This window comes from Lutibacter sp. (assembly GCF_040883305.1).
Lineage (GTDB): Bacteria > Bacteroidota > Bacteroidia > Flavobacteriales > Flavobacteriaceae > Lutibacter.
On record NZ_JBFLKT010000345.1, the window covers coordinates 1 to 5,894 of the forward strand.

A 5,894-nucleotide genomic window follows, 5' to 3' on the forward strand; every position below is an offset into this window, starting at 1 on the left:
GGAATATATATTGCAGTAAAACAATTAGAGGAAGGAACGTATGAATTGACCAATCAATACTCGCGCATTGTTAAAGAAGAAGGCAATAAAGCAGCAATTGATGTTATAAATACAATTTTTGAAATTGGGAATAGAGAATGGAGAGGAATTGGTGAAATTCCAAATAGTGGTTACGTAATAAAAGAGGCTTACCGTAATTACGATGCTGAAGCAAAGTTTAATATTAGCACCATAAAAGTACCTGAAAACCCAAACTGTATTGCAGGTGAAATTTTAAGAGGAATAAAAAAACCAAATCAATGTGATCAATTTGGAAACACCTGTAAACCATCGAACCCTTTAGGAGCTCCAATGGTATCTTCTGAAGGTGCTTGTGCAGCATATTATCATTTTTCAACTAATTTAATCGACTAAAATGAGCATAGAAAATATAGGTTTTGAAACTATTAATTTAGGACACGGAAGTGGCGGAGAACTTACTAGAAATTTATTAGATAAAATAATTTTTAAAACATTTAGCAATCCGTATTTAGATCAAAAACACGACGGATCTATTGTGAAAATTGAAGGTAAAATTGCCATTTCAACTGATAGTTTTGTAATAACTCCCATTTTTTTTAAGGGAGGAAATATTGGAGAATTAGCAGTACATGGTACGGTAAATGATGTTGCAATGTGTGGTGCAATTCCAAAATATTTATCGTTGGCTTTTATTATTGAAGAAGGATTAAAAGTTTCAGAGTTTATAGAAATTGTACAATCCATTAAAAAAGCTGCTGATGAAAGTGGCGTGCTCATTATTACTGGAGATACCAAAGTTGTTGAACGCGGAAAGGGAGATAAAATATTTGTAAATACTACTGGTTTTGGTGAAATGAATCCAAAAGCAAATATATCAGTTCATAATATAAAAGAAGGTGATAAAATTTTAGTGAATGGATTTATTGCGCAACACGGAATGGCAATTATGAGTGAGCGTGAAGGTTTAGAATTTGAATCTACTATTGAAAGCGATTCAACAAATTTAAATTTTTTAGTGAATGATTTATTAAATGCATTTGGCGATAAAATAAAGCTTTTTAGAGATCCAACGCGTGGTGGTTTAGGAACTGTTTTACACGAAATTGCCAATGATATAAATAAAGGTGTATTTTTAAAAGAGGCAGCTATTCCTATGGAAAAACAAGTTGCGGCAGCCTGTGAAATGTTAGGATTAGACCCAATGTATGTTGCAAATGAAGGTGTGTTTTTGGTAGTTATTGATCCAAGTATTGAAACGGAAGTATTGGCCTTGATGAGAAATCATAAAAAAGGTAAAAATTCAGCTATTGTTGGAGAAATTACATGTGAGCATCCGAATAAAGTTGTTATGGAAAGTTTAATTGGAGGAAAACGAATTGTAAGCCCGTTGGTTGGTGAGCAGTTACCTCGGATTTGTTAAGTCAGCTAGTACCAAAGGAGTAATTATATGAGGTAAACTATTATATTGTAATTTAGAATACTTTACTTATAAAAAATGTCTTCAACTTCTATTTTTTTATTAGTTATAAAATCATAAAGTGTAAGCTGTCTTAATACATAATAATCAATCCAAAAATTTTCCAAGGAATTTAAATATTGTACCATGGCCTGATCTTTTTTATCTTGACTTATATTTAAATCTGTATTAGTTACTTTTCCTAGAAAGTACCTTTTTTGAGTAATTTCGTAACTTTTATCCGCAATTTCTTTAGCTTTTTGAGATGTGGTTAAAAAATCTCTTTTACTTGACCAATTTAGCACGTGTAAATAAATTTCCTGCTCAAAAGCTTGTTTGTCTTGATCTATATTATTGTTTGTTAAATCTAAATTGGCTTCTGCCATTTTACGTTCAGATTTCGAAACTCCCCAATCAAAAATAGGAATCCCTAAATTTAAGGACACATATTGCTGTTTGTTATAATTGTTAAATAGGTTATTAAAATCAGTATCGTTTTGAGAGATTCCCAAATTAGCAACAAGGCTCATCTCTAACTTATTATTTCCTTTGGCTCTAGCCAATTCGTTTTCGGCTTGAAGTCTTTTCCTTCTAAATTCAATTACAGCTTTTCTGTTAGATTGTGCTTCTTCAATTGCTTTTTCTACATCTACATTAAATAGCGCTAATTCTTCAGGAACTAATAATTCTATATTTTCACTTTCTAATTCTAAATAACGTGCAATTTCTTGCGAGGTACGTTTTAGCTCAATAGTATTTGTAGTTACCTGATTTTTAGAATTTAATAGAGACAACTCCATCTGTAATAATTCATTCTCCGCAATTTTACCATTTCTAAACCTACCTTTTGAAATTTGATATAATGTATCTTTATTTGATACATTTTTATGAGAAAATTTTAACTGTATTTGAGCTTTTAATAATCCAAAATACTGCCTACAAGTAGTGATTGAAATTTGTTCCATGTTCTCGATGAAATCTCTTTTAGATTCTTCGTAAATTAAAGGTTCTATTTTTTTATCCCACTTAAAACTATTGTAAAAAAGTGAATTTTGACGATAGCGAATAGAAAACGGAACTACCGAATAATTTGTAATATTATTATTACCATAAAGATCTACTTTTTCTAAATTGGAGTATATTGAGAAAGTACCACCTGTAAAAGCAACATTTTGAGATAGTGACAACCCCGCTGCTAATAGTAATTGATTTTGATTCACAAAAACATCTTGTCCGGCATCATTGGTTTGTCTTCTGGTAGAATTACTAAATTCTGGCAATGTTGCATCCAATCTTAATTGGGGTAAAAAGCGTGCTTTATAGTTTTTGAAACGCCAATAACTAGCCTGATTTCTATTTAAATTAGTTTTATATTCTGGAGACTGTTTTTGCGCTATTGTAATTGCATCTTCAAGTGTTATTTTTTTTGTTTGTGAAAATGTAATTATTGAAAACAAACCAATAAATATAAATGTCATTATTTTTTTCATAAGTAATTTTTATTTTTTTTAACGATTATCCTATAACTTTGTGACTCTTCGCTATCCATCTTTCCGACAGGCATGTTAGTCATTTCATGGAGTAATGAACTTTTTAGCACGCTCGTTTTATATTTTTTTTATTCAGATCTTAAAGCTTCAATAGGTCTTTTTTTAGCGGCTGCTTTTGCAGGGAAAATCCCAAAAATTAAACCAACAGCTACTGCAATTATAAAAGATACTATTATTGAACTTAAGGTTAGTACGGTTTCTATTCCAGAAGCAATTTCAATTATATATGCACCAATTACACCTAGAATTATACCAATAATACCTCCACCAACACTAATTAGTACAGATTCAGATAAAAACTGTAAAATCACATCTCCTTCTGTTGCTCCAATGGCTCGCATAATTCCTATTTCTTTGGTTCGTTCTAATACGGAAGCTAGCATAATATTCATAATACCAATACCTCCAATAAGTAATGAAATACCCGCAATTAAGCTTAAGACAATATTAAATATTTGTTTTGTTTTTTGTTGCTGCTTAAGAAGTTGAATAGGAATTGTTATTTCAAAATCTAATTGATCGTTATGTCTTCGTTTTAACATTTTGCTTAAAACCTCTGCCGTTGCTTTTAGCTCGTTAGAATTTAAAACTTGAACTGTTAATTTGTCTATTTGATGATAATTCCCCCTAGATAATTTTTCTTTAGGACCATTTTGAAGGTTATTTCTTACACCAATTTTATCACTAATTATTTTTCGATCTTTATAGCGTACCAAAAAAGTATTTAAAGGAATATATATGTCTTGATTTAAGTCTCTAATTCCTAAGTTTTCTTGGGCTTTATCTGAAATTAGTCTTTCTTCAATAACTCCAACCACCTGAAGCCAGACGTCCTTAACTTTAACGTGTTTACCTAAAGCACTTTCTCCTGTAAATAGTTTTTTTTCAACTTTTTTACCTACAATGCAAACAGGTAATGCATTTTTAATTTGAAAGTCTGAAAACGATTTACCATTTTCTAACTGTATATTGGAAGCTTCAAAAAAAACAGGAGAAACTCCAATTAATTTAACCGAATTTTGTTTACCATTATTTATTACATAGGTTTCTAAAATTATTTCGGGACTAACCAATTTTACACTAGGAATATACTTTTTAACACTTAAGGCATCTAGTATGTCAAGTCCTTTAGAAAACCGTTTAGATTCGGCTTGAGAATCTTCAGTAGAATTTTCGTTAGTATCTTCATCTTCTTTATCAGGAATAGGTGTTACAACAATATTGTTAACCCCAACTAATTCTAATTGTGCTAAAATTTCTTTTTCAGCACCATTCCCAATGGCTAACATTGCTATAACAGAGGCAACACCAAAAATAATACCTAAAGCTGTTAAAAACGTTCTAACTTTATTGGTTTTAATAAACCAAAATGCTTCACTAAAATTTGACTTTAGTTTTTCTAAAAGTATGTTGTCTATCATAGTTATTTTAATAGAGTTATACTTTTATCGTCTAAGTCTTTAGGTTTGTTTAAGTAAACAATATCATTTTCTTCTAATCCCTTATTTATTATTACCACTTCATTGTTTGAGAAACCTAATTCTATTTGTTTTTTAGCAATGGAATAACCCGATTTCACATAAGTATAACTAATTGAATCATTAGAAAATATGGCTTCCAGGGGAATCATTAAAACATCTTCTTGTTGTTTTGTTAATATTTTGTTTGATGTTGTCATTCCCGGTCTAATACTTGTATTAGTTTCATTTAGTTTGATTAAAACCTGAAAAAGTTTAATATCTGAACCTGCTTTGGTTTCACCAACATTAGCGACTTCTGTTACAACACCTTCTAATTCAATATCCGGAAATGCATCAAACCCAATCTTAGCTACAAGACCTTTTTTTATTTTTCTAATATCAACTTCATTACTATAGGTTTTAGATTCCATTTTGGTTAAATCTGGTAAACTAGCAATGGCAGGTTCCCAAGGGGTTATAGTTGAACCCACTTTCTTTTTAGAGCCATTCCATTCTTTTACATAAGTTACCATACCATCATCATCAGAAAAAATAGTGAATTGTTTTTGCAGTTCTAATAGCTCATCTATTTCCTTCCTAATTTTGGAAACCTCAGTTCCTACCTCAATCATTTTGGCATTAGCTTGTTTTTTTTTGATAGAATAATCTACTTTTCTCTCCTTTAAATCTCGTTCTACTTTCTCTATTTGAAGTTCTAACGACCTAATTGTGGCTGGAGATTCGTAAGCAGAGCGCTCTAATTCTAGTTTATCTTCCTCTATATTGAATAATAAATCTTTTATGGTATTACGTTCTTGTTTTAACGTGAGTGTAGTGTCTAATTGCTGTTGAGTAAATCTGGACTCTGCCTTCTCCAAATTTAATTGAGCATCAAGAATTTTTCCATTTACTTCAGAAACATCAAGTTTTCCTATATAATCTCCTTTTTTTACAACAGTACCTTCAGGTACTAAATCTTGAATTTTAATGTTGTAAACTCCAAAGCGTCTGGCATTGCTAGGTCCATTAATTTTTTTAGAACTTGTAGATTGGGCTTCACCTGAAATATAAACCTCATTTACAAAAGTGCCTTTTGTAACTTTAGCAGTGATAAAAACATCTTCGTTAGATGTTTTATTATAAAATATGTATATAATAATTAAAATGCTAACTGCGCCAACTAAATAGGCTAGTTTTTTTTTATTCATAACAAGTTTTTTAATTTTGAATACCCAAATCTACAATAAAAGTATAATTAATAATGGTAAATTCTGTTAAAAAGATGCCAATAAGATAGCTTTAAAGCATTTAATAACGGACAGTTTTATTGCTGAAATTCAACATTACTTTACACCAAAAACATATTTTTATTCTAAAGAACCACAAATTGGTGTTACACTTTCTAAA

At 30.3% G+C, this 5,894-nt stretch carries 4 protein-coding genes and 1 pseudogene; 2 read left to right on the forward strand and 3 right to left on the reverse strand.

Annotated features, from left to right (window positions below; translation table 11 throughout):
- Positions 1 to 414, forward strand: a pseudogene (locus AB1Z17_RS11130) (hydrogenase formation protein HypD); the annotation flags it as partial.
- A 1-nt stretch (position 415) separates the two neighbouring features.
- Entirely contained in the window at positions 416 to 1,441 is a 1,026-nt protein-coding gene (hypE, locus tag AB1Z17_RS11135; RefSeq protein ID WP_368051867.1) for a hydrogenase expression/formation protein HypE, read from the forward strand.
- A 62-nt stretch (positions 1,442 to 1,503) separates the two neighbouring features.
- On the opposite strand, the gene AB1Z17_RS11140 is transcribed toward hypE, so the two are convergent.
- From AB1Z17_RS11140 to AB1Z17_RS11150, 3 genes are all read right to left on the reverse strand, one after another.
- Positions 1,504 to 2,967, reverse strand: a complete 1,464-nt coding sequence (locus AB1Z17_RS11140) for a TolC family protein (RefSeq protein WP_368051868.1) — start codon at positions 2,965 to 2,967, stop codon at positions 1,504 to 1,506.
- A 128-nt stretch (positions 2,968 to 3,095) separates the two neighbouring features.
- Positions 3,096 to 4,448 (reverse strand): ABC transporter permease, encoded by a 1,353-nt coding sequence (locus AB1Z17_RS11145; RefSeq protein WP_368051869.1) that lies wholly within the window; start codon positions 4,446 to 4,448, stop codon positions 3,096 to 3,098.
- A gap of 2 nt (positions 4,449 to 4,450) precedes the next feature.
- Complete coding sequence (locus AB1Z17_RS11150) at positions 4,451 to 5,695, reverse strand: efflux RND transporter periplasmic adaptor subunit (RefSeq protein ID WP_368051870.1); 1,245 nt, start codon at positions 5,693 to 5,695, stop codon at positions 4,451 to 4,453.
- Between the last annotated feature and the right edge of the window lie 199 nt (positions 5,696 to 5,894).

Coding starts and splice junctions, on each gene's coding strand:
- hypE (WP_368051867.1), top strand. CDS start 416: ATGAGCATAGAAAATATAGGTTTTGAAACTATTAATTTAGGACACGGA.
- AB1Z17_RS11150 (WP_368051870.1), bottom strand. CDS start 5,695: ATGAATAAAAAAAAACTAGCCTATTTAGTTGGCGCAGTTAGCATTTTA.
- AB1Z17_RS11145 (WP_368051869.1), bottom strand. CDS start 4,448: ATGATAGACAACATACTTTTAGAAAAACTAAAGTCAAATTTTAGTGAA.
- AB1Z17_RS11140 (WP_368051868.1), bottom strand. CDS start 2,967: ATGAAAAAAATAATGACATTTATATTTATTGGTTTGTTTTCAATAATT.